Genomic DNA, 23,085 nt, shown 5'->3' with positions numbered 1-23,085 from the left:
CCCCCGGCGGCGGCCAGGGCGAGCGTGGCGCCCAGAGCGGTCCAGCCGAGCGCTCCCGGGCCGCCGGCGGACGCCGGCGCGGCGTTGGCACCCGGCCCCGCCGCCGCTCGGGCCGAGGCCGCGCCCGAGCCCGCGGCGTCCGCGGAGCCGCCTGACCCGGCGTCAAGCGTGCCCAGCGCCCTGGTCCTTCCCTCGGCCGCGAATCCCCAGTCCAGCAGCGCCCGGGCCTCCGCGTAGACCGCGTTGAACTTGTGGCTCTGCGGGTTCATCACGGTGACCAGCACGGTGTGCCCGTTCCGGCGGGCGGCGACGATCAGGGTGTTCCCGGCGTTGGTGGTGTAGCCGTTCTTCACGCCGATGATGCCCGGGTACCGGGCCACCCCGTCGATGCCGGAGAGCATCCGGTTGGTGTTGTCGATCTCGAAGTGGTCCTTGCCCTTGCCCGGGAACTGCGCCCGGGCGGTTCCGCAGTAGCCGGCGAAGTCCGCGTTCCGCAGACCGGCGCGGGCGAAGAGGGAGAGGTCGTAGGCCGAGGAGACCTGGCCCTTGGCGTCGTAGCCGTCCGGCGAGATCACGTGGGTGTCCCGCGCGCCCAGTTTCTGCGCCTCCGCCTGCATCTCCTGCACGGTGGCCGCCACGCCGCCGTTCATCGCCGCCAGCACGTGCACCGCGTCGTTGCCGGAGCGGAGGAAGACGCCGCGCCAGAGGTCGGCCACGGTGTAGGTCTGGCCGGGCACGATGCCGACCTGGCTGCTGCCCTCGCCCATCCCGGCCAGGTCGGCGTCCACGACCTGATGGCGGGCCGTGGCCGGGAACCTGGGCAGCACCGTGTCCGCGAACAGCGTCTTCAGGGTGCTGGCCGGCGGCAGCTGCCAGTGCGGGTTCTTGGCGGCCAGCACGTCGCCCGAGTCGGCGTCGGAGACCACGAAGGAGAGCGCCGACAGGTCTCCGGGCAGGGCCGGGGCGCCGGCCCCGGTCTGTTCGCCGGCACGGGCCAGGGCGGCCCCGCCGACGTCGGACATGGTGGCCGGGGGCCGTGGGACGGCCGAGGGGCTGGTCCCGGCCGCACGGGCGGCGGACACACCGCCGCCGAGGACCAGCGACACCGCACCCGCGCAGGCCGCGGTGGACCGACAGAGAACTCCGATTCGCACGCGCACGCGGAAGACCGTACCCAATCCATTCGAGTGCCCCGCGTTCGGAGCCAAGGACCCCCCGTCCGGACGCGTGGGCCGCTCCGGTGATACTCGACGACATGAGACTCAGCCGACGTGCCTCCTGGTTCCTCACCGCCTTCGGCGTCTGGTCCATCTGGATCTGGGTGACCTTCTTCAAGAACCTCTGGTCCGACGGAGAGGGCCTGGCCTTCACCGGCCACGACCACTCCCGGCCGACGGCCTACTTCTGGGTGCACGCCGCGCTGGCCCTGACGTCCCTGGTCCTGGGCCTGGTCGTGGGCTCGCTGGGAGTGCGCAGCCTCCGGGCGGCCCGGAGGTCCTGACGGTCACTCAGGTGTGCTATTCATGGGTCTCCTTTTCACTCCCTTCACAGGAGAACCATGCGCACTCGCATAGCCGCGACCGCCGTCGCCGGCGCCCTGGCCCTGGGCGTCTTCGCCGCCCCGGCCGCGGTCGCCGCGACGCCGGCCCCGGTGGCGCCCAAGCTGGTCAGCGCCCACGTCAACTCGCTGGTCTTCGGGCTCGGCGGCACGTTCACCATCAACATCCGGGTCGCCGCGACAGACACGGACGCGGCCACCCCGGGCATCAAGTCCATCCAGGCGCTGCCGATCCCGGCTGCCTACGCCAAGTACGGCGTCACCAAGGACGACTTCTCCGGCGAGCCGGCCCTCAAGGCCGTCTCCACCTCGGCCACCTCCCAGGTCGCCGCCGAGTCGCACACCGCGCCGTGGACCAAGGGCGACCACCTGCCCAACGCCCTGGCCGGCAGCTACAACGTGGCCGTGCTGATCACCGCCAAGAACGGCACCACCACGCTGATCCCGAAGGCCACCACCTTCACCTACAAGCGTGCGGATGTCGTCTCCGGCAAGGCCGTCTCCACCCGCGTCGCCAAGGGCCGCTTCGTGACGCTCAACGGCAAGCTCTCGCGCGCCGACTGGGACAAGTGGGTCTGGCAGGGCTACGGCTACCAGAAGGTCGCCCTGCAGTACCGCAAGCCGGGCACCAGCACCTGGGTGACCAAGAAGTGGGTCACCAGCAACAGCAAGGGCCTGGTCTCCGCCGCCGTGCGCGACTACGCCTCCGGCTACTGGCGCTTCGTCTACACCGGCAACGCGGTGTCCGGTGCGGCTTCCTCCGCCCAGACCTGGGTCACCGTGAAGTAGGCACCCGCCGCCCACGGCTGAGGCCCCNCCCGTCAGCGCTCGCGCTGACGGGGCCTCAGCCGTACCTGCCAGGAGGCTAGTAGCGGCGGGTCACCAGGGCCCGCTTCACTTCCTGGATCGCCTTCGTCACCTCGATGCCGCGCGGGCACGCGTCGGTGCAGTTGAAGGTGGTGCGGCAGCGCCACACGCCCTCGCGGTCGTTCAGGATCTCCAGGCGCTGCTCGGCGCCCTCGTCACGCGAGTCGAAGATGAACCGGTGCGCGTTGACGATGGCCGCCGGGCCGAAGTACTGCCCGTCGTTCCAGAAGACCGGGCAGGAGGTGGTGCACGCGGCGCAGAGGATGCACTTGGTGGTGTCCTCGAAGCGCTTGACGTCCTCCTCCGACTGGATCCGCTCCCGGGTCGGCGCGTTGCCGGTGGTGATCAGGAACGGCATCACGTCGCGGTAGGCCTGGAAGAACGGGTCCATGTCCACGACCAGGTCCTTGAGGACCGTGAGGCCCTTGATGGGCTCGATCGTGATCGGCTTCTCCGGGTTGACGTCCTTGATGAGGGTCTTGCAGGCAAGGCGGTTCTTGCCGTTGATCCGCATCGCGTCGGAGCCGCAGACGCCGTGGGCACAGGAGCGGCGGTAGGTCAGCGTGCCGTCCTGCTCCCACTTGACCTTGTTGATCGCGTCGAGGACGCGCTCCTTCGGGTCCACGGTGAGCTGGTAGTCCACCCACACCGCGTCGGGGTGCTCCTCCGGGTTGAACCGGCGGATCCGCAGGGTGATGGTGACCAGCTCGACCGCGCCGGACTCGGCGGCGTCCAGCGCGGCGGAGTGCGGGGTGGCGGTGTCGTCGATCGTGGGGGTGCTCATCAGTACTTACGCTCCATCGGCTGGTAGCGGGTGACCACGACCGGCTTGTAGTCGAGGCGGACCGTCTCGTTGCCGTTCGAGTCCGTCTCGCGGTACGCCATGGTGTGCCGCATGAAGTTGACGTCGTCGCGGTTGGGGTAGTCCTCGCGGTAGTGGCCGCCGCGCGACTCCTTGCGGGCCAGCGCGGAGACCGCGGTGACCTCGGCCAGGTCGAGCAGGTTGCCCAGCTCGACGGCCTCCAGCAGGTCGGTGTTGTACCGCTTGCCCTTGTCCATGACGGAGACGTTCTTGTAACGCTCCTTCAGCTCCGCGACGTCGGCCACGGCCTGCTTCAGGGTGGCCTCGGTGCGGTACACGGACACGTTGGTGTCCATGGACTCCTGCAGGGCGCTGCGGATGTCCGCGACGCGCTCGGTGCCCTCGGACTCGAGGATGCCCCGGAGCATCTCCTCGACCTGGGCGGCCGGGTTCTCCGGCAGCGGCACGAAGTCCGCGGTCGCCGCGTACTCGGCGGCGTTGATGCCCGCGCGGCGGCCGAACACGTTGATGTCCAGCAGCGAGTTGGTGCCCAGGCGGTTGGCGCCGTGCACCGACACGCAGGCGACCTCGCCGGCGGCGTACAGACCGGGCACGACGGTCTCGTTGTCCAGCAGGACCTCGGCGTCGTTGTTGGTCGGGATGCCGCCCATGGCGTAGTGCGCGGTGGGCTGGATCGGGATCGGGTCCGTGTAGGGCTCGATGCCGAGGTAGGTGCGCGCGAACTCGGTGATGTCCGGCAGCTTGGCGTCGAGCTGCTCCGGCGGCAGGTGGGTCAGGTCCAGGTAGACGTGGTCGCCGTTGAGGCCGCAGCCGCGGCCGGCCCGGATCTCGGAGTAGATCGCGCGGGAGACGACGTCACGGGACGCGAGGTCCTTCATGACCGGGGCGTAGCGCTCCATGAAGCGCTCGCCGTCCTTGTTGCGCAGGATGCCGCCCTCGCCGCGGGCGCCCTCGGTGAGCAGGATGCCCATGCGCCAGATGCCGGTCGGGTGGAACTGGAAGAACTCCATGTCCTCCAGCGGCAGTCCGCGGCGGTAGGCCGCGGCCTGGCCGTCGCCGGTCAGGGTGTGCGCGTTGGAGGTGACCTTGAAGAACTTGCCGTTGCCGCCGGAGGCGAAGATCACGGCCTTGGCCTGGAAGACGTGGATCTCGCCGGTGGCCAGCTCGTAGGAGACGACGCCGGCGACCTTCTTGACCCCGTCGACCTCGTTGAGCAGCAGGTCGAGCACGTAGTACTCGTTGAAGAACTCCACGCCCTCCTTGACGCAGTTCTGGTACAGCGTCTGGAGGATCATGTGGCCGGTGCGGTCCGCGGCGTAGCAGGAGCGGCGCACCGCAGCCTCGCCGTGGTTGCGGGTGTGGCCGCCGAAGCGGCGCTGGTCGATCCGGCCCTCGGGGGTGCGGTTGAAGGGCAGGCCCATCTTCTCCAGGTCGAGGACGGCGTCGATGGCCTCCTTGGCCAGGATCTCCGCAGCGTCCTGGTCGACCAGGTAGTCACCGCCCTTGACGGTGTCGAAGGTGTGCCACTCCCAGTTGTCGTCCTCGACGTTGGCCAGGGCCGCGGCCATGCCGCCCTGGGCCGCGCCGGTGTGCGACCGGGTCGGGTAGAGCTTGGTCAGGACGGCGGTGCGGCTGCGCTTGGTCGCCTCGACGGCGGCGCGCATGCCGGCGCCGCCGGCGCCGACGATGACGGTGTCGTACTGGTGAATCTGCATGGGAATCTGATGCCTCGTCGGTCCGCGTCAGCTGATGTTCGGGTCGAAGGTGAAGATCACCAGAGTGCCCAGCAGCACGGTGAAGACCGTGGCGGTCACCAGCAGGACCTTCAGCCAGAAGCGGGTGTTGGGACGCTCGGCGTAGTCGTTGATCACGGTGCGCATGCCGTTGGCGCCGTGCAGCATGGCGAGCCAGAGCATGAGCAGGTCCCACGCCTGCCAGAAGGGCGAGGCCCAGCGGCCCGCCACGAAGGCGAAGCTGATCTTGGACACGCCGCCGTCCAGCACCAGCTGGATGATCAGGTGGCCCAGGATCAGGAACACCAGCACGATGCCGGACAGCCGCATGAACAGCCAGGCCAGCATCTCGAAGTTGGTACGGGAGCGACGGCCCTTGGTCGTCCGGGTCCGCTTGCGCGGCGGCTCGATCAGGAAGGCGTCCGGGTTCGTCGAGGTGGAGGTCAGCTCGACCGCGGTGGTCTCAGTGGTAGCCATGGTCTCGTCTCACCCTCACCCGAAGATCTTCCGCAGGGTCTCCTGCAGGACGGGGTAGAACGCCCCGGCCATCAGCAGAACCCACACAGTGACGACGGTCCACAGCATCTGCCGCTGGTAACGCGGGCCCTTGGCCCAGAAGTCCACCGCGATGACCCGGAGGCCGTTCAGCGCGTGGAACAGGATGGCGGCGGTGAGGCCGTACTCCATCAGGTTGACCGGGATGGTCTTGTACGTCGAGATGACGCTGTTGTAAGCGTCGGGCGACACACGGACCAGCGCGGTGTCGAGAACGTGGGCGAACAGGAAGAAGAAGATGAGCACGCCGGTGACTCGATGAGCCACCCACGACCACATACCTTCAGCCTGGCCGCGGTACAGCGTTCCAGCCGGCACGGGAGCTTTCCTCCGGGAGCGGGGCGGGGGTCGCCCGGCATCGCGGCAACGGTCTCGGTCGTCGGTGTCCGGTCGGCCCGGCCGGGGAGGGACCACCGGCCGCGGCCATCGTAGCCAGCGGAAGGGGCGGAAAGCCTTTCGGGGTACCTCCGATGCGCGCGGGTCCACCCCGCTGCGGGGCGGCGGCTCCTGTTTGCCCAGCTTTGACGGGTTGTCAGTGGGTTGTGAACAGCTGTGCTGTGGGTCAAATCACTGGTGCCGTCTCACGGCGCGGCCGAGGCGTGAGACGCCACCAGGTGCTCCAGCCGCGACATGGCGAGGCGGCGCAGCTCCTCGGCGGTGGTGATGTGCTCCTCGTCCGGATCGTTGGCGAGCCGGGAGCGGATGCTGGCGAGCACCCGGTCCAGCACCTCCTCGGGCGGACAGTCGTCCAGGGCGACCACGAAGACGTGCCCGAAGCGCGCCTCGTAGGCGGCGTGCGCGGCCTGCAGGGCGGTGTGCGCGGCGGCCGACCCCGGAGCCCGCATGCCGAGCAGCGGCTGCGGCATCCAGCTCTCGTCGGCGAGCGCCTCGCCGAGGTCGCGGGCGGTCAGGTCGTAGGAGGCCTCGCTGGCGGCGGCGAGCAGGGACTCCACATCCGGGTACGGCCGGTGCGCGGCGACCCTTATGGCCCAGCGGCGGCTGCCGCAGCAGGCCAGCAGCGCCTCCTCGGCGGCACCCGGGGTGGCCGCGTTCAAGCGCGCCAGCCCGGCGGGCGGGTGGGCACGGGTCTGCTGGGTGGGAATCTCACTGGCCAGCGGATCCTCCCGAGGCTCTGACGGTCGGTTCGGTGGTCGGTTCGGTGATCGGTTCGCACGAACGAGGCTAGGGCGTACAACCGCCCTGCCCTGACACCCTTCTGACGCCCCGGCACATGGAATCCGCTGCGCGTGCATCCAGGATTCACCCGGATGTGTGACTACGTCGATAGCCCTGCAGGACCCCTTGGCGGGCGCAGCCCTCCAGGGGCGCGAGGATCCCCCACCCTTCGGCCGGGGGCCCCACGGCGGGAGGCGCCCCCACCGCGAGCCACCCGCCACTCGGGGAGGTCCCACCCGCGATCACGGTCGAACCTCCGTGGGGTGGGGGAGCTGGCCGCGCAGTTCCCCGCGCCCCTGAGGTGGTGCGACTAACCCTCGCGGTGGATCTTGTGCTGGGCGGCCTGGGCACGCGGCCGCACCACCAGCAGGTCGACGTTCACGTGCGACGGCCGGGTGACCGCCCAGGTGACGACGTCGGCCACGTCGTCCGCCGTCAGCGGAGCGGCCACCCCGGCGTACACGGACGCCGCCCGCTCCGCGTCCCCGCGGAACCGGGTCAGCGCGAAGCCCTCCGTCTTGACCATGCCCGGGGCGATCTCGATGACGCGGATGGGCTCGCCCACCAGCTCCAGCCGCAGCGTCGCCGCGATCGCGTGCGCGCCGTGCTTCGCCGCGACGTAGCCGCCGCCGCCCTCGTACGCCACGTGGCCCGCCGTCGACGAGAGCACCACGATCGTGGCGTCGCCGGACGCCCGCAGCGCGGGCATCAGCGCCTGCACCATGTGCAGCACGCCGAGCACGTTGACCTGGTACATCCGCAGCCAGTCGGCGGGGTCGCCCTCCTCCACCGACTCCGCGCCGAGCGCGCCGCCGGCGTTGTTGACCAGCACGTCCACCCGGTCCAGCGAGGCCGCGAAGGCGTCGACCGCCTCACGGTCCGTGACGTCCAGGGCGTAGGCGACGCCGTCGATCTCCTTCGCCAGCGCCTCCAGGCGCTCCACCCGCCGGGCCGCGAGCAGCACCCGGTACCCCGCGGCCGCCAGCTGACGGGCCGTCGCCTCCCCGATGCCACTGCTCGCGCCGGTCACGACCGCGATCTTCTGCGTATCAGCCATACGCACATCCTCCCAGCACCCGGCGCCGTGTGAGGTACGCCCCAGCGGGTACCGCTGTTGCTGCACCCGGCGGCTCACTACCGTCGATCACAACTCCCACCATTCGACGGAACACTCACCGCGGAGGATCCGCATGGCCCGCCTTTCCGAGTCCGGTCTGCCCATCGAGCCCGTGTACGGGCCTTCGGCCCTCGCGGGCTGGGACCCGGCCGCCAAGCTGGGCGAGCCGGGTCAGTACCCGTTCACCCGCGGTGTCTATCCGACGATGTACACCGGCAAGCCCTGGACCATGCGCCAGTACGCCGGGTTCGGCACCGCCGCCGAGTCCAACGCCCGCTACCAGCAGCTGATCGCCAACGGCACCATGGGCCTGTCGGTCGCCTTCGACCTGCCCACGCAGATGGGCTACGACTCGGACGCGCCCATCGCCCACGGTGAGGTCGGCAAGGTCGGCGTGGCCGTCGACAGCATCGAGGACATGCAGGTCCTGTTCGACGGCATCCCGCTGGGCGAGGTCTCCACCTCGATGACCATCAACGCGCCCGGCTCGCTGCTGCTGCTGCTCTACCAACTGGTCGGCGAGGCCCAGGGCGTGCCGTCGAACAAGCTGACCGGCACCATCCAGAACGACGTGCTCAAGGAGTACATCGCCCGCGGGACCTACATCTTCCCGCCCAAGCCGAGCCTGCGGCTGATCGCGGACATCTTCAAGTACTGCCGGGCCGAGATCCCGCGCTGGAACACCATCTCCATCTCCGGCTACCACATGGCCGAGGCGGGGGCCACGCCCGCGCAGGAGATCGCGTTCACCCTGGCCAACGGCATCGAGTACGTGCGCACCGCCATCGCCGCCGGCATGGACGTGGACGACTTCGCCCCCCGGCTGTCCTTCTTCTTCGTCTCGCGCACCACCCTCCTCGAGGAGGTCGCCAAGTTCCGTGCCGCGCGCCGGATCTGGGCCCGCGTCATGAAGGAGGAGTTCGGGGCCAGGAACCCCAAGTCGCAGATGCTGCGCTTCCACACCCAGACCGCGGGCGTGCAGCTGACGGCGCAGCAGCCCGAGGTCAACCTGGTCCGCGTCTCCGTCCAGGCCCTCGCGGCCGTCCTCGGCGGCACGCAGTCGCTGCACACCAACAGCTTCGACGAGGCCATCGCGCTGCCCACGGAGAAGTCCGCCCGGCTCGCCCTGCGCACCCAGCAGGTGCTCGCCTACGAGACCGACGTCACCGCCACCGTCGACCCCTTCGCCGGGTCCTACGTGGTCGAGGCGCTGACCGACGAGGTCGAGGCCGCCGCGCTGGAGCTGATGGCCAAGGTGGAGGAGCTGGGCGGCGCGGTCGCCGGCATCGAGCAGGGCTACCAGAAGTCCGAGATCGAGCGCTCTGCCTACCAGGTCGCGCTGCAGACCGACTCCGGCGAGCGCACCGTCGTCGGCGTCAACCGGTTCCAGCTGGACGAGGAGGAGCCCTACGAGCCGCTGCGGGTCGACCCGGCGATCGAGGCGCAGCAGGCCGAGCGGCTCGCCAAGCTCCGTGCCGACCGCGACAGTTCGGCCGTGGACCGGGCGCTCGGCGCGCTGCGGCGCGCCGCGGAGAGCGAGAGCGAGAACGTGCTCTACCCGATGAAGGAGGCCCTGGCGGCCCGCGCCACCGTCGGCGAGACCTGCAACGCGCTGCGCGAGGTCTGGGGCACCTACGTCCCCGTGGACCGTTTCTGACGGCTCGTCAGCAAAGCCGGAACCCGCGCGGGGGCACCTGCGTCCCATCCCCATGAGACGGCTCTCGCGCGGGCTGCCGCCCGTCCTCCTGCTGAGCACCACCGTCCTGGTCGCCGCCTGCGCCGCCCCTCCGCCCCCGGCCGGGCACCTGCCGGCGGCCGCGCCGTCGGCCCCGTCCACCGAGCAGCGGGGCGCCGACGCCCTGCTCGCGTCCCTTCCGCTGCCCCCGGGCGCGCGGCGGCTGCCGACCGCCCCGCAGGGGATCGAGCCGAAGCTGCCCGACCGACTGGTCAACCTGCCGTCCGGGCACGGCTCCGTGGCCACCGGCTGGTGGCGTTCGCCGCTGGGTCTGACGGCCACTCAGAACTGGGTCTCCGGCCTGCACCGCCGGGGCTTCCCGGAGAGCGGGACCGGGCCGGACTTCCGCATGGCGGGCCGGGAGTGGCCCGCGGCCGACGGCTGGGGCGTGCGTATCGCGCAGATCGCGGCCTTCGCGTCCGGGGGGACGGTCTACCTGGAGGCCGTCGCCGAGGCCGAGTTCGTGGGGCGGCGCCCGGCTGCCTCGCTGATCCCCCGGGGGGCCGCGTCGGTCGCCGTGCGGACCCGTACGCAGCAGGGCACGACCAGCGGCCGGGTGACCGACCCCGCCCGGATCGGTCGCGCGGCCGACCTGCTCGACGCGCTGCCGCTCCACTCCGGCGCGTCGGTCTCCTGCCCGGACGACGTCGGCGGGGTCACCGAACTGGACTTCGGCGGCGGCCACCGGGCCGAGCTGCAGCTCTCCGGATGCCGCGCCATCAGCGTCTTCGGTCCGGGGCTGCCCGCCGACGGCGTCCAGCTCGCCGGGGGGTCGGACCGCTCCGCCGCGGTGCTGAAGGCCCTCGGCCTGAGCGTGACCGGGACGGCCGCCACTCGTTGAGAGTCGGTATGAAAGAGCTTTCCTACCCCGTTCGGGGCGACTCATGCACAGAAGGAACAGCTTTTTCGGGCGTTACCGTGCCACCGTCGGCCGGGGGTCGTAGCCTTGTGGGGGTGAGCGCTCCCGTTGAAGGCCAAGCCCCCGCCGGTAGTTCCGGCGCGGATCTCCGCGCCCTGGTCGAGGAACTGCACCCCGAGCTGATCGGCATCCGCCGCGACCTGCACATGCACCCCGAACTGGGGCGCCAGGAGGTCCGCACCACGGCGCTGCTGAAGGCCAGACTGGAGCAGGAGGGCCTGGTACCACGGGTGCTCCCCGGCGGCACCGGCCTCGTCTGCGACATCCGCCCCGAGGGGCTGCCCGCGGACTCCCCGCTGACCGCCTTCCGCGCCGACATCGACGCGCTGCCGATCGAGGACGCCAAGCCGGCGAGCGTCCCGTACCGCTCCACCGTCCCCGGCCGCGCCCACGCCTGCGGGCACGACGTGCACACGACGGTCGTCCTCGGCGCGGGCATCCTGCTGGCCCGGGCGGCCCGGGACGGGCGGCTGAAGCGGGCGGTGCGGCTGATCTTCCAGCCCGCCGAGGAGGTCATGCCCGGCGGCGCGCTGGACGTCATCGCCGCGGGCGGGATGAAGGGCGTCGAGCGGATCTTCGCGGTCCACTGCGACCCCAAGGTCGAGGTCGGCAAGGTGGGCCTCAAGGTCGGCGCGATCACCTCCGCCTGCGACCGGCTGGTGATCTCCCTGGACGGCCCCGGCGGGCACACCGCCCGTCCGCACCTGACGACCGATCTGGTGCTCGCCGCGGCCAAGACCGCGGCCGAGCTGCCCACGGCGCTCAGCCGCCGGCTGGACCCCCGCTGGGGCGTCAGCCTGGTCTGGGGCCGGATCGCCTCCGGCTCCGCCGCCAACGTCATCCCGCAGCACGCCGAGCTGGAGGGCACGGTGCGCTGCCTGGAGCTGGCCGGATGGCACGAGGCGCCCACGGCGATCGAGGAGCTGCTCGGCCAGATCGCCGAGACGCACCGGGCCAAGTGGGTGCTGGACTACCACCGCGGCGTGCCGCCGGTGGTCAACGAGGCCGACTCGGTGGCCATGTTCGCCGACGCGATGGAGCGGCGCTTCGGCCCGGGCCGCGTCGAGGGCACCGAGCAGAGCCTGGGCGGGGAGGACTTCGCCTGGTACCTGGAGGAGGTTCCGGGGGCGCTGGCCCGGTTGGGTGTCCGCTCTTCGGGTGAATCCGGTGTGCGGGACCTGCATCAGGGAACCTTTGATGCGGACGAGGGCGCTATCGCCGTCGGCGCGGAGCTGTTCGCCTCGCTGGTCCTCTGACGCGGAAGCCTGGTCCCCCGGCGCGGAGGTAGGCACGAATCGGAACCGGGTCATCCGGTTCCGATCGGCCGAAATTGCGACGATCTGATAACGCCCGGCCCCGCGTAACACAAACGTGTTCTACGCGCGTTAACGTCGCCTTCAATCCGCGCCGACCAGGTGCGCGTCGACCAAGGAGAATCCCTTGCGCCGGGTAACCAAGATCGCCGCGGCAGTCCTCTGCGGCTCCCTCGGTGTCACCGCCCTCACCGCCTGTGGCAGCAACTCGACCTCCTCCGGTTCCGCCGGCGGTACGTCGACCTCCTCCGCGGGCTCCTCCGCCGCCGCCGGCGGCCTCAAGGTCGGCATGGCCTACGACGTCGGCGGCCGCGGCGACCACTCCTTCAACGACTCCGCCGCAGCGGGTCTGGACAAGGCCGTGAAGGACTTCGGCGTCCAGACCAAGGAGCTGCAGGCGACCAACGGCGAGTCGGACGCGGACCGCGCCGCCAAGCTGGACCAGCTGGCGGCCAACGGCTACAACCCGATCATCGCCATCGGCTTCAACTACGCCGCCGCCGTCGGCATCGAGGCCAAGAAGTACCCGAACGTCAAGTTCGCGATCGTCGACGACTCGAGCAACAACCTGTCGAACGTCACCAACCTGGTCTTCACCGAGGAGCAGTCCTCCTACCTCGTCGGTGTCGCGGCGGCGCTCAAGTCGAAGACCGGCACCGTCGGCTTCATCGGCGGCGTCGACGTCCCGCTGATCCACAAGTTCCAGGCGGGCTTCCAGGCCGGTGTGAAGTCGGTCAAGCCCAACGACAAGATCCTGGTCAAGTACCTGACGCCGGCCGGCAACTTCGCGGGCTTCTCCTCCCCGAACCTGGGCCAGGCCGCCGCCGAGGGCCAGCTGTCCCAGGGCGCCGACGTGATCTACGCCGCGGCCGGCTCCTCCGGTGACGGCGCCATCAAGGCCGTCCACACCCACGGCAACGCCTGGTCCATCGGCGTCGACTCGGACCAGTACAACCTGCCGGGCCTGGCCGCCTACAAGAGCACCATCCTGACCTCCGCGCTCAAGAACGTGGACGTCGCCGTCTACAACTACATCAAGTCGATCCACGACGGCTCCCCGCTCACCGGCACCCAGCGCTTCGACCTGAAGTCGGGCGGTGTCGGCTACTCCACCTCCGGCGGCTTCGTCAACGACATCAAGCCGCAGCTGGACAAGGCCACGCAGGACATCACCTCCGGCAAGGTCACTGTTCCGACCAGCTGACGATCCGTCATGATGCGGGGGCCCGGCACCCAGCGAGGTGCGGGCCCCTGCACCGCTGTCCGCACCGCCGGTACTCACCCAGGAGCGCGCCATCAACGCCCCCACTCCGCAGGTCGCCGCAGCCGTCGAGCTGCGCGGGATCACCAAGCGGTTCCCGGGTGTCGTGGCCAACCACGACATCGACATCACGGTTCAGCGCGGCACCGTGCACGCTCTCGTTGGGGAGAACGGCGCGGGCAAGTCGACGCTGATGAAGATCCTCTACGGGATGCAGCGTCCCGACGAGGGCACCATCGCGATCAACGGCGAGCAGGTGGACCTCCACTCGCCCTCCGACGCGATCAAGCGCGGCATCGGCATGGTGCACCAGCACTTCATGCTCGCCGACAACCTCACCGTCCAGGAGAACATCGTCCTGGGCGCCGAGAAGCTCTACGGCATCGGCGCGAAGGCCAAGGCGAAGATCAAGGAGATCTCCGACGCCTACGGCCTGGGCGTGCGGCCGGACGTGCTGGTCGAGCACCTGGGCGTCGCCGACCGGCAGCGCATCGAGATCCTCAAGGTGCTGTACCGCGGCGCGCGCATCCTGATCCTGGACGAGCCCACCGCGGTCCTGGTGCCGCAGGAGGTGGACGCGCTCTTCGACAACCTGCGCGAGCTCAAGTCCGAGGGCCTCACCGTCATCTTCATCTCGCACAAGCTGGACGAGGTCCGCGCGGTCGCCGACGCGATCACCGTGATCCGCCGCGGCACGACGGTCGGCGACGCCGACCCGAAGACGGTGACCAGCCGTCAACTCGCCGAGATGATGGTCGGCTCCGAGCTGCCGTCCCCGGAGAGCCGGGTGTCCACGGTGACCGAGGAGCCCATGCTGCAGGTCGATGACCTGCGGCTGTCCGAGATCGATCCCGACGGCATCGAGCGCACCGTGCTCGGCGGCGTCTCGCTCACCATCCACAAGGGCGAGATCCTCGGCATCGCCGGCGTCGAGGGCAACGGCCAGGCCGAACTGGTCGAGGCCATCATGGGCATGCGGGCGGTGGACTCCGGAACCGTCGCCCTGGACGGCACCGACATGACCGCCGTCCCCACCCGGGCCCGCCGCGAGGCCGGCGTGGGCTACATCCCCGAGGACCGGCACCGGCACGGCCTGCTGCTGGAGGCCCCGCTCTGGGAGAACCGGATCCTCGGCCACGTCACCGAACAGCCCAACGGCGCCAAGGGGTTGATCTACCCCAAGGCCGCCCGCAAGGACACCGAGCGGATCGTCGCCGACTTCGACGTCCGCACCCCGAACATCGAGGTCACCGCGGCCTCGCTGTCCGGCGGCAACCAGCAGAAGCTGATCGTCGGCCGCGAGATGAGCCACGAGCCCAAGCTGCTGATCGCCGCACACCCGACCCGCGGTGTGGACGTCGGCGCGCAGGCGCAGATCTGGGAGCACATCCGGGCCGCCCAGCGGGCCGGCCTGGCCGTGCTGCTGATCTCCGCCGACCTGGACGAGCTGATCGGCCTGTCCGACACCCTCAAGGTGATCTACCGCGGCCGCCTCGTCGCGGACGCCGACCCGAACACGGTGACCCCGGAGCAGCTGGGCACCGCGATGACCGGCGCCGCCACCGGTCACCTCGACGAGACCGAAGAGGCGGGGGAGTAGCGCCATGGAGACCACGAGCAACGGAGGCGTGCGCGGCTGGTTCGCCCGCCTCGACAAGGAGCGGCTGCTGCTCGGCATCGCCGCGCCGGTCCTGGCGGTGCTGTTCGCCGCCCTGGTCACCGCGGTCGTGCTGCTGATCTCGGGCAAGAACCCGGGGACCGCGCTGTCGGACATCCTCACCTACGACGTGAAGCCGGACAGCACCGTCTACATCCTCAACCGCGCCACGACCTACTTCCTGGCCGGTCTGGCGGTCGCGCTCGGCTTCCGGATGAACCTCTTCAACATCGGTGTCGAGGGCCAGCTGCGGATGGGCGTCTTCTTCGCCGCCTACGTCGGCGGCGTGGTGGCCCTGCCCGGCCCGCTGCGGATCATCCTGGTGATCCTCACCGGCGTGATCGTCGGCGCCCTGTGGGCCGGCATCGTCGGCGTGCTGAAGGTGACCCGCGGGGTGAACGAGGTCATCGCCTCGATCATGCTCAACTACATCGCCATCGCGGTCATCTCCTGGCTGCTGCAGCCGAACCTGCTCGGCTACGCGCCGCCGGGCAGCAACAACGTCAGCACCAAGCCGCTGCCGGACGCGGCGCACTTCTTCACGCTGCACACCTACGGCGGCGACATCTGGGGCTTCGTCTTCATCGCGGTCGTCCTCGGTGTGGGCTACCAGCTGCTGCTGTCCCGCACCCGCTTCGGCTTCGACCTGCGCACCGCGGGCCAGTCGGACGGCGCGGCGCTGGCCTCCGGCGTGAACACCAAGAAGATGATCCTCATCGCGATCCTGCTCTCCGGCGGCATCGCGGGTCTGGTCGGCATCCCCGAGCTGACCCAGGAGGCGTTCAGCTTCAACCTGACCTTCCCCTCCGGCTGGGGCTTCACCGGCATCGCGGTGGCGCTGCTCGGCCGCAACAACCCGGTCGGCATCGCCATCGGCGCCCTGCTCTGGGCCTCGCTGGACCGCGCCGCGGGCCAGCTGAGCTTCGACGGCTTCGAGCCGGAGATCACCGGAATCATCCAGGGCACCATCGTGATCTCCGTCGTGGTGGCCTACGAGGTCGTGCGCCGCTACGGCCTCAAGCGTCAGCAGCAGCGCGTCGGACGTGAGTTGGCGGCGGCAGCCGCTGCGGGCGCGGAGCAGAAGGAGAGCGCCAAGTGAGCACCGTCATGGCGAAGGCCCGCTCGGTGGGGACGCCGAGCCGGTCCATGGTGTACCTGATGATCGCCGCGGGCCTGATCGTGCTCGCCGCGGTCCGGGCGATCACCGACTCCAACGACCTGACCTCCTCCGGCCAGATCGGCGGCATGATCAACATGGCGGTTCCGATCGCCATGACCGGTCTGGGCGGCCTCTGGTCCGAGCGCTCCGGCGTCGTCAACATCGGCCTGGAGGGCATGCTGATCCTCGGCACCTTCTTCGGCGCCTGGGGCGACTGGCACTGGGGCCCCTGGGCCGGCCTGATCACCGGCATGATCGGCGGCGCGGTCGGCGGCCTGCTGCACGCGGTGGTCACCGTCACCTTCGGCGTCGACCACGTCGTCTCCGGTGTGGCGATCAACCTGCTGGCGCTGAGCGCCACCGGCTACCTCGCCAAGCTGACCTTCTACAAGGTCGTCGGCTCCAAGCAGTCGCCGCCGCTGCAGTCGCTGCCGGTGTTCAACGTGCCCGGCCTCTCGCACTGGCTCGCCACGCTGGAGGCGCACCACTGGTTCCTGATCTCGGACCTGGCCGGCATCATCGGCGGCTTCGTCACCCAGATGTCCGTGCTGACCGTCATCTGCGCGGCCATGCTCGTGCTGACCTGGTACATCATCTGGCGCACGCCGTTCGGCCTGCGGGTCCGCTCCTGCGGTGAGAACCCGTTCGCGGCCGAGTCGTTGGGCGTCAACGTCTACCTGCACAAGTACATCGCCGTGGTGGTGTCCGGTGCGCTGGCCGGCCTCGGCGGCGTCTTCATGGTCACCGTCAGCTCGAACATCTACCAGGACGGGCAGACCGGCGGTCGCGGCTTCATCGGTCTCGCCGCGCTGATCTTCGGCAACTGGAAGGTCGGCGGCCTGACCGCCGGCGCTGGCCTGTTCGGCTACACCGACTCGCTGCAGCTGCGCGGCTCCGACGCGGTCCACTCGCTGCTGCTGGGCGTGGCCGTGCTGCTGCTCGGCATCGCGATCCGTCTGCTGCTCAAGCGGAGCTGGTCGGGCGCGGTCGCCAGCCTGGTGGCCGCGGCGGTCTTCGCGGTCTGGTACGCCACCACGAACGACGTGCCGGCCCAGCTGGTCTCCGCGACGCCGTACGTGATCACGCTGGTCGTGCTGGCGGTCGCCTCGCAGCGGCTGCGCATGCCCAAGGCGGACGGCCTGGTCTACCGCCGGGGTGAAGGAAAGTGACGGCCCCTCAGGTCGACCGGATCGACTGGGAGGCCCTGCGGGCCGCGGCCCGGGACGCGATGTCCCGGGCCTACGCCCCCTACTCGGGCTACCCCGTGGGTGCGGCGGCCCTGGTGGACGACGGCCGCGTGATCGCCGGGTGCAACGTCGAGAACGCGTCCTACGGGTTGGGGCTGTGCGCGGAGTGCGGGCTGGTGTCCCAGCTCCACGCCTCCGGCGGGGGGCGGCTGGTGGCCTTCACCTGCTGCGACCGCGACGGCGCCGCGCTGATGCCCTGCGGGCGCTGCCGGCAGCTGCTGTGGGAGCACGGCGGAGCCGAGCTCCTGGTGGAGTCGGTCTCCGGGATCCGGCCGCTGGCCGAGCTGCTGCCCGACGCCTTCGGCCCCGAACGGCTCTGAGCCCCCCAGGGGCTGTGCAACGGAACGAGGAGCACCACTGATGGACGCGATCTCTGTCATTCGCGCGAAGCGCGACAAGAACGAGCTGACGGACGCTCAGATCGACTGGGTCATCGACGCGTACACGCGCGGCGAGGTCGCGGACGAGCAGATGTCCGCGCTGGCCATGGCGATCCTGCTGAACGGCATGAACCTGCGCGAGATCTCCCGCTGGACCGAGGCGATGATCCGCTCCGGCGAGCGGATGGACTTCTCCTCGCTGCCCCTGCCCACCACGGACAAGCACTCCACCGGCGGCGTCGGCGACAAGATCACCCTGCCGCTGGCTCCGCTCGTCGCCGCGTGCGGGGCGGCCGTCCCGCAGCTGTCCGGCCGCGGCCTCGGCCACACCGGCGGCACCCTGGACAAGCTGGAGTCCATCCCCGGCTGGCGGGCGCTGCTCTCCAACGAGGAGATGCTGGCGGTCCTCCGCGACACCGGCGCGGTCATCTGCGCGGCCGGTGACGGCCTGGCCCCCGCCGACAAGAAGCTCTACGCCCTGCGCGACGTCACCGGCACGGTGGAGGCGATCCCGCTGATCGCGAGCTCCATCATGTCCAAGAAGATCGCCGAGGGCACCGGCGCCCTGGTGCTCGACGTCAAGGTCGGCACCGGAGCGTTCATGAAGAACCTCGCCGACGCCCAGGAACTCGCCCGCACCATGGTCGGGTTGGGCAAGGCCGCGGGCGTCAACACGGTCGCCCTGCTGACGGACATGAGCACGCCCCTCGGTCTCACGGCGGGCAACGCGCTCGAGGTCCGCGAGTCGGTCGAGGTCCTGGCCGGCGGCGGCCCGGCGGACGTCGTGGAGCTGACGGTCGCGCTCGCGCGGGAGATGCTCGCCGCGGCGGGGGTGCACGGCAAGGACCCGGCCGATGCCCTCAAGGACGGCTCGGCGATGGACCACTGGCGCCGCATGATCGCCGCCCAGGGCGGCGACCCGGACGCGGAACTGCCGGTGGCGCGCGAGCGCCAGGTCGTGACGGCGGACGCCTCGGGCGTGCTCACGTCGCTGGACGCGTACGCGGTCGGCGTCGCCGCCTGGCGGCTGGGCGCGGGCCGCGCCCGCAAGGAGGACCCGGTGCAGGCCGGGGCGGGCGTGGAGATCCACGCCAAGCCCGGCGACAAGGTGACGGCGGGTCAGCCGCTGCTGACGCTGCACACGGACACGCCCGAGCGCTTCGAGTACGCCCTCGAAGCCCTGGCAGGCGGGTGGGCGGTCGCGGAGGAGGGCACTCCGTTCACCCCGACGCCGATCATCCTCGACCGTATCGGCTAGCCCCGCGAGGGCGCGACGACACCGCGCGAGCAACACACCACCCAGGACGTCCGGCCGTTGATCGGGGTCGGACCTCCGCGAGTGGTGTGTTGCTCGCGCGGTGTCCTCGCGCCCCTGGCGGGGTTAGGCGTGTGCCACGAGGCGTGACCGCGCCTGGACGGTTCCGTAGAGGGTCACGCCCGCGGCGAGCACCATCGCGCCGAGGGCCACCGCCACCGTGCCGTCCCAGCCCGCGCCGTGGTACGCGGTGGCGCCGAGCGTGCCGCCGAGGCTGTTGCCGAGGTAGTACGCGGCCAGGTACAGCGCGCTCGCCTGGGCCCGGGCGTGGGTGGCCGTCCGGCCGACCGCCGCGGAGGCGACGCAGTGGCCGGTGAAGAAGCCCACCGTGATGAGCACCAGGCCCGCCAGGGACAGCGCGAGCGACTGGGTGAGCGTCAGCACCAGCCCCACCGCCACCGTGCCGATGGCCAGGTAGAGCGTGCCCCGCCGGCCGAAGCGTCCCGTCACGCGGGCCGACATCGCGGAGGCGAAGGTCCCGAACACGTAGACCGCGAAGATCGAGCTGGCCAGACCCTGGGAGAGGCCGAAGGGCGCGGCCACCAGGCGGTAGCCCATCACGGTGTAGACCGCGCCGAAGACGGTCATGAACAGCAGCCCCAGCGCGAACAGCCGCGCCAGCAGCGGGTTTCCGAGGTGGCCGGTGATCGTCCGCCACAGTGCCGCCGGGTTCACCGGGGCCGGGCGGAAGTACCGCGCCGCGGGCACCAGCAGGCGGAAGGCCACCGCGCAGACGACGGCGAGCACCGCCACCGAGGCGAGGCCCCAACGCCAGCCGAAGGAGCCCGCGACCACGCCGGAGATCAGCCGTCCGGCCATGCCGCCGATGCTGTTGCCCGCGACGTACAGGCCCATCGCGCCGGCCAGGGCGCTCGGGTGGACCTCCTCCGCGAGGAAGGCCATCGCCGTCGCGGGAAGACCCGCCAGGGCGACGCCCTGCAGCGCCCGCAGCACCACCAGCGTCGTCAGGTCCGGCGCGAAGGGCAGGACGAGGGCGATCGCGGCCGCCGTGAAGACCGACGCGGTCATCACCGTGATCCGCCCGTAGCGCTCGGACAGGGCGCTCACCGGGATGACCGCCAGGGCCAGGCCGATCGAGGCCACCGAGACCGTCCAGCTCGCCTGCCCCGGCGTCAGGTGCAGGTCGTCGGAGAGGGCGGGGAGCAGCGCCTGCGTCGAGTAGAGGAGCAGGAAGGTCGCCAGTCCGGCGCCGAAGAGCGCGAGTTGGGTGCGGCGCAGGCCGCGGCTGCCGGAGGTGTGTCGTAGGTCGGGGTCGGTGGCGGGAGGCGCTGAGACGGCTGGCATGGACGTGACGTTAGGACCGGCCCAGTTGATGCGTCCAATGCATGGACAGGGGATGATCGATGCCATGACGTATGACCACAGGTCGGAGCCGGACGTCTCGGCGCGTGTGGCGGAGATCGCACCGGCGCTGGCGCAGTTCGCGGCCGTCGGCCGGACCGAGCACGTGACCCGGGCCGCGAACGAGCTCGGCATGCCGCAGCCGACCCTGAGCCGGGCCGTGGCCCGGCTGGAGCAGCAGGTCGGCGTGGCCTTGCTGACCCGGGAGGGTCGGACGGTGAGGCTGACGCGGGCCGGGCGGATCCTGCTCGCTGCGGCCGAGCGGGCCCTCGCCGAGCTCGGCCGGGGCGTGGAGGACGCCCGCGGTGAGGCGGATCCGGACGGCGGGCGGGTGGCCTTCGGCTTCCTGCACACGATGGGCCCGGAGGCGGTGCCCATGCTGCTGCGCGGCTTCCGGGCCTCGTATCCGAAGGTCCGCTTCACGCTGGTGCAGGACTACACCGACTCCATGCTGGCCCGGCTGCGGGAGGGCGAGTTGGACCTGTGCCTGCTCTCACCGAGCCCGGAGGGGGCGGATCTGACGTCGCGTCGGATGGGGGAGCAGCGGCTGCGGCTCGTCGTCCCCGCCGACCACCGGCTGGCCGGCCGTCGCCGGGCCCGGCTGGCGGAGGTGGCGGAGGACCCGTTCGTCACCCTGGAGCCCGGGTACGGCCTGCGCCGGATCGTCGACGCGCTGTGCGCGGAGGCGGGCTTCACGCCCCGGGTCTCCTTCGAGGGCGAGGAGGCCGACACACTGCGGGGACTGGTCGCGGCGGGGCTGGGGGTCGCCGTGCTCCCTCCCGCAGGGACGCACCGGCCCGAGGTGACCGAGCTGGAGATCACCGCCCCACGCGCGCGGCGCGAACTGGCGCTCGCGTGGGTGACGAACCGTGAACTCCCGCCCCCGGCCCGGGCCTTCCGCGACTACGTCCTCTCCATGCGCGGCCAGCTCCCCCTGCACGGGTGACCCCTCAGGGGCGCGGAGATCCCCACCCGCCCCCAGCCTTCGGGCGGGAGGCGCCCCCAGCGCGAGCAACACACCGCCCGGGGAGGTTCGACCCCGTGTGCGGGACAGACCTCTGTGGGCGGTGTGTTGCCCGAGCTGGGGGGCACCTCCCGCCGTGGGGGCGCCGAAGGCTGGGGAAGGGTGGGGGATCCCCGCGCCCCTGGCGGTGCGCCACCAGCGGATCTACGCGCGTAGGGGTACCATCGGGCGATGGAGACGACTCGCGACCACATCCGCCGCGCACCGAAGGTGCTGCTCCACGACCACCTGGACGGGGGCCTGCGGCCGCAGACCGTGCTGGAACTGGCCGACCAGGTCGGCTACCTCGACAAGCTCCCCGCCGGGGACGCCGAGTCCCTCGGGACCTGGTTCCGCGAGGCCGCCGACTCCGGCTCCCTGGTCCGCTACCTGGAGACCTTCGCGCACACCTGCGCGGTCATGCAGACGCGCGACGCGCTGGTCCGCGTCGCCCGCGACTGCGCCGAGGACCTCGCCGCGGACGGCGTCGTCTACGCCGAGGTCCGTTACGCCCCGGAGCAGCACCTGGAGCGGGGGCTGACGCTCGACGAGGTCGTCGAGGCCGTCAACGAGGGCTTCCGCCAAGGGGAGGCCGCGGCCCGGGAGAAGGGGCAGCGGATCAAGGTGCAGGCGCTGCTCACCGCGATGCGCCACGCCGCCCGCAGCCTGGAGATCGCCGAGCTGGCCAACCGCTTCCGGGACCACGGCGTCGCCGGCTTCGACATCGCCGGCGCCGAGGCGGGCAACCCGCCCACCCGGCACCTGGACGCCTTCGAGTACCTGGCCCGGGAGAACAACCACTTCACCATCCACGCGGGCGAGGCCTTCGGCCTGCCGTCCATCTGGGAGGCCCTGCAGATCTGCGGTGCGGACCGTCTCGGGCACGGCGTCCGGATCATCGACGACATCACGGCCAAGCCGGACGGCACCGTCGAGCTGGGCCGGCTCGCCGCGTACGTGCGCGACAAGCGCATCCCGCTGGAGATGTGCCCGACCTCCAACCTGCAGACGGGGGCGGCCAGTTCCTACGCCGAGCACCCGATCGGCCTGCTGCGCCGGCTGCACTTCCGGGTGACCGTCAACACCGACAACCGCCTGATGAGCGGCACCTCGATGACCCAGGAGTTCGAGCACCTGGTGGACGCGTTCGGCTACTCCCTGGACGACCTCCAGTGGTTCACCGTCAATGCGATGAAGTCGGCGTTCCTGCCCTTCGAGCAGCGGCTCGCCTTCATCAACGACGTCATCAAGCCGGGCTATGCCGGCCTCAAGGCCGAATGGTTGTTCAACTGACGAGTGCCTGACGGGAGTTGATCCGTTCGGGTGACCGGGATTTGGGAGCGGTCCGCCCGCGCCGATACGTTGGGCGGCCAGTCGGACACTCTGTGTGCCGGCGGATCTGCTTCCGAGGACACGAGGGACAGCCATGAAGAAGGCAACGCTGCAGGTAGCCGGGACCGCCGTGCTCGGTGTCGCGATGGCCGCGGCCGCCGCGGCGCCCGCGATGGCGGACGACGCGCTGGGCGCGGTCGGCGCGGTGACCAACAGCCCGCTGGCCAACGGCGCCAACCCGCTGAACGGCGTCGGCAACCTGACCTCGACGGTCCAGGGTGTGCTGCAGGGTGTCCAGCCCACGGCGCAGCAGGCGATGGCCGGTCCGGTCCAGCGGGACGCGGCCGGGCCCGCCGCCCTCCCGGGCGGCGACGTCCTCAGCGGCCTGCCCGGTGGCCAGCAGGTCACCGGCGCGCTCGGCGGCGGCCTGGGTCAGGCCCAGAGCGGCCTCGGCGGCCTGCCGGTCCACACGCCGCTGGGCTGACCCGTCAGGGGCGCGAGGATCTCCACCGTCCCCCAGCCTTCGGCCGGGGGTGCCCCCACCGCGGGAGGTGCCCCCACCGCGACCAGCCC

The 23,085-nt window shown here is 71.2% G+C and carries 22 protein-coding genes; 14 read left to right on the top strand and 8 right to left on the bottom strand.

The annotated features are described in order from the left end of the window. On the bottom strand, positions 1–1,160 hold a 1,160-nt coding region (locus tag ACFP3V_RS19985), incomplete at its 3' end, for a D-alanyl-D-alanine carboxypeptidase family protein (protein WP_380585311.1). A 95-nt stretch (positions 1,161–1,255) separates the two neighbouring features. Here ACFP3V_RS19985 and ACFP3V_RS19980 point away from each other — a divergent pair. Next, positions 1,256–1,501 (top strand): SCO4848 family membrane protein, encoded by a 246-nt coding sequence (locus ACFP3V_RS19980; protein WP_380585310.1) that lies wholly within the window; start codon positions 1,256–1,258, stop codon positions 1,499–1,501. A gap of 57 nt (positions 1,502–1,558) precedes the next feature. After that, positions 1,559–2,347, top strand: coding sequence for a hypothetical protein (locus tag ACFP3V_RS19975; RefSeq protein WP_380585308.1), 789 nt, complete (start codon positions 1,559–1,561; stop codon positions 2,345–2,347). Positions 2,348–2,423: 76 nt separating this feature from the next. On the opposite strand, the gene ACFP3V_RS19970 is transcribed toward ACFP3V_RS19975, so the two are convergent. From ACFP3V_RS19970 to ACFP3V_RS19945, 6 genes are all read right to left on the bottom strand, one after another. Beyond that, positions 2,424–3,209 carry a succinate dehydrogenase iron-sulfur subunit gene (locus tag ACFP3V_RS19970; RefSeq protein ID WP_380585306.1) on the bottom strand — a complete coding sequence of 262 codons (786 nt, stop codon included), beginning with the start codon at positions 3,207–3,209 and terminating at the stop codon, positions 2,424–2,426. Beyond that, positions 3,209–4,963, bottom strand: a complete 1,755-nt coding sequence (gene sdhA / locus ACFP3V_RS19965) for a succinate dehydrogenase flavoprotein subunit (protein ID WP_380585304.1) — start codon at positions 4,961–4,963, stop codon at positions 3,209–3,211. The genes ACFP3V_RS19970 and sdhA overlap by 1 nt, the downstream gene beginning before the upstream one ends. 27 nt (positions 4,964–4,990) lie before the next feature. After that, positions 4,991–5,458, bottom strand: coding sequence for a succinate dehydrogenase hydrophobic membrane anchor subunit (locus ACFP3V_RS19960; protein ID WP_380585302.1), 468 nt, complete (start codon positions 5,456–5,458; stop codon positions 4,991–4,993). Positions 5,459–5,473: 15 nt separating this feature from the next. Then, on the bottom strand, positions 5,474–5,854 hold the full coding sequence (sdhC, locus tag ACFP3V_RS19955; protein ID WP_380585300.1) for a succinate dehydrogenase, cytochrome b556 subunit: 381 nt from the start codon (positions 5,852–5,854) through the stop codon (positions 5,474–5,476). A 263-nt stretch (positions 5,855–6,117) separates the two neighbouring features. Then, positions 6,118–6,639 (bottom strand): 2-oxo-4-hydroxy-4-carboxy-5-ureidoimidazoline decarboxylase, encoded by a 522-nt coding sequence (locus tag ACFP3V_RS19950; protein ID WP_380585327.1) that lies wholly within the window; start codon positions 6,637–6,639, stop codon positions 6,118–6,120. 383 nt (positions 6,640–7,022) lie between these two features. Then, entirely contained in the window at positions 7,023–7,769 is a 747-nt protein-coding gene (locus tag ACFP3V_RS19945; protein WP_380585298.1) for an SDR family NAD(P)-dependent oxidoreductase, read from the bottom strand. Positions 7,770–7,902: 133 nt separating this feature from the next. Between ACFP3V_RS19945 and ACFP3V_RS19940 the strand changes: the two genes are divergently transcribed. The 9 genes from ACFP3V_RS19940 to ACFP3V_RS19900 all read left to right on the top strand — a co-directional run bounded on the left by ACFP3V_RS19940 (position 7,903) and on the right by ACFP3V_RS19900 (position 18,758). After that, positions 7,903–9,486 (top strand): acyl-CoA mutase large subunit family protein, encoded by a 1,584-nt coding sequence (locus tag ACFP3V_RS19940; RefSeq protein ID WP_380585296.1) that lies wholly within the window; start codon positions 7,903–7,905, stop codon positions 9,484–9,486. 52 nt (positions 9,487–9,538) lie between these two features. Then, entirely contained in the window at positions 9,539–10,405 is an 867-nt protein-coding gene (locus ACFP3V_RS19935; protein ID WP_380585294.1) for a hypothetical protein, read from the top strand. A gap of 113 nt (positions 10,406–10,518) precedes the next feature. Further along, positions 10,519–11,739, top strand: a complete 1,221-nt coding sequence (locus ACFP3V_RS19930) for an amidohydrolase (protein ID WP_380585293.1) — start codon at positions 10,519–10,521, stop codon at positions 11,737–11,739. 184 nt (positions 11,740–11,923) lie between these two features. Continuing rightward, positions 11,924–13,000 (top strand): BMP family lipoprotein, encoded by a 1,077-nt coding sequence (locus ACFP3V_RS19925; RefSeq protein WP_380585291.1) that lies wholly within the window; start codon positions 11,924–11,926, stop codon positions 12,998–13,000. A gap of 91 nt (positions 13,001–13,091) precedes the next feature. Continuing rightward, a complete protein-coding gene (locus tag ACFP3V_RS19920) occupies positions 13,092–14,657 on the top strand; it encodes an ABC transporter ATP-binding protein (protein WP_380585325.1) in 1,566 nt (521 codons plus the stop codon). Positions 14,658–14,661: 4 nt separating this feature from the next. After that, on the top strand, positions 14,662–15,813 hold the full coding sequence (locus ACFP3V_RS19915) for an ABC transporter permease (protein ID WP_380585289.1): 1,152 nt from the start codon (positions 14,662–14,664) through the stop codon (positions 15,811–15,813). Positions 15,814–15,821: 8 nt separating this feature from the next. Next, positions 15,822–17,042 carry an ABC transporter permease gene (locus tag ACFP3V_RS19910; RefSeq protein WP_380585323.1) on the top strand — a complete coding sequence of 407 codons (1,221 nt, stop codon included), beginning with the start codon at positions 15,822–15,824 and terminating at the stop codon, positions 17,040–17,042. A 59-nt stretch (positions 17,043–17,101) separates the two neighbouring features. Beyond that, positions 17,102–17,440: a cytidine deaminase gene (locus tag ACFP3V_RS19905; RefSeq protein WP_380585321.1), complete on the top strand. Its 339-nt coding sequence runs from the start codon at positions 17,102–17,104 to the stop codon at positions 17,438–17,440. Between the two features lie 40 nt (positions 17,441–17,480). Beyond that, positions 17,481–18,758 carry a thymidine phosphorylase gene (locus ACFP3V_RS19900; protein WP_380585287.1) on the top strand — a complete coding sequence of 426 codons (1,278 nt, stop codon included), beginning with the start codon at positions 17,481–17,483 and terminating at the stop codon, positions 18,756–18,758. A gap of 123 nt (positions 18,759–18,881) precedes the next feature. Here the strand turns inward: ACFP3V_RS19900 and ACFP3V_RS19895 are convergent, their stop codons facing one another. Next, positions 18,882–20,120, bottom strand: coding sequence for an MFS transporter (locus ACFP3V_RS19895; RefSeq protein WP_380585285.1), 1,239 nt, complete (start codon positions 20,118–20,120; stop codon positions 18,882–18,884). Positions 20,121–20,184: 64 nt separating this feature from the next. Here ACFP3V_RS19895 and ACFP3V_RS19890 point away from each other — a divergent pair, with 64 nt between their 5' ends. The 3 genes from ACFP3V_RS19890 to ACFP3V_RS19880 all read left to right on the top strand — a co-directional run bounded on the left by ACFP3V_RS19890 (position 20,185) and on the right by ACFP3V_RS19880 (position 22,996). Then, a complete protein-coding gene (locus tag ACFP3V_RS19890; RefSeq protein ID WP_380585283.1) occupies positions 20,185–21,123 on the top strand; it encodes a LysR family transcriptional regulator in 939 nt (312 codons plus the stop codon). 249 nt (positions 21,124–21,372) lie between these two features. Next, positions 21,373–22,473, top strand: coding sequence for an adenosine deaminase (locus ACFP3V_RS19885; RefSeq protein ID WP_380585281.1), 1,101 nt, complete (start codon positions 21,373–21,375; stop codon positions 22,471–22,473). A gap of 133 nt (positions 22,474–22,606) precedes the next feature. Next, positions 22,607–22,996 (top strand): hypothetical protein, encoded by a 390-nt coding sequence (locus tag ACFP3V_RS19880; protein ID WP_380585279.1) that lies wholly within the window; start codon positions 22,607–22,609, stop codon positions 22,994–22,996. Positions 22,997–23,085 lie beyond the last annotated feature (89 nt).

Source organism: Streptacidiphilus monticola (genome assembly GCF_042658505.1).
Classification (GTDB): Bacteria; Actinomycetota; Actinomycetes; order Streptomycetales; family Streptomycetaceae; genus Streptacidiphilus; species Streptacidiphilus monticola.
This window is presented reverse-complemented; position numbering and strand designations above follow the sequence as displayed.